Raw genomic sequence first — 676 nt, forward strand, 5'->3', positions numbered from 1 at the left:
CGCCGGGGCGGGGCTGTCGCACTGGATCGAACTGCCTCGGCCGACCGGCGCCGCCCTGGTGGCTGCGGCCGAGAGCCGGGGTTTGCGTCTCGTTCCAGGCTCTCGATTCGGCGTCGGAGGCGGCGCGTTCGACCGCTTCCTGCGCCTGCCCTTCACCCTGCCGACGCCGAGCTGGACCTGGCGGTCGAACGCCTCGCCGAGGCCTGGTCCGCCCTGGACCGCCGCCCGACGGCCGGCCGGCGCGCGCCCGCTCCGGAACCGGTCCTCTTCTAGATATCGCCCGTCGTGGGCCGGAAGACACATCACCGTGTGTGTTGACGGTCACTCTTCCCCCCGCGACGCCCGCGTGGTTCTCTGCGCCCGCAAGGCGGCCGGGGCGTGCCGCGGAGGTTTCCATGTTGCAGTGGCCGTCCTGGCCTCGCTGACCCTGAGCGGCGTCCAGAGCGCCGCCCCGGCGCCGCTCGACTACGACGGCGTTGTGCGGTGCGCCGGGCTCGCCCAGGCGGCGTCCGAACTGGAAGGCGGCGAGAGCCGCGAGGGTCGGGCGCTGTACGACGCCGCGCTTTACTGGTCCTTGACCGCGATCCAGAACGCCCAGGCCTCGGGCCGCACCCCGGCCGCCGGCGAGGCCGACCAGACGCGCGAACGGATTCGCGCGGTGCGCCTGCTCAGCGCC

At 74.3% G+C, this 676-nt stretch carries 1 protein-coding gene; it reads left to right on the forward strand.

The genetic code is table 11. The features are described 5' to 3' along the window. Positions 1 to 346: 346 nt before the first annotated feature. Positions 347 to 676 (forward strand): hypothetical protein (locus tag AC2W7C_RS18685; protein ID WP_486002681.1); only part of this gene is annotated, 330 nt, incomplete at its 3' end.

The organism is Brevundimonas sp. CURTG3B2_SDJG, from assembly GCF_057364705.1.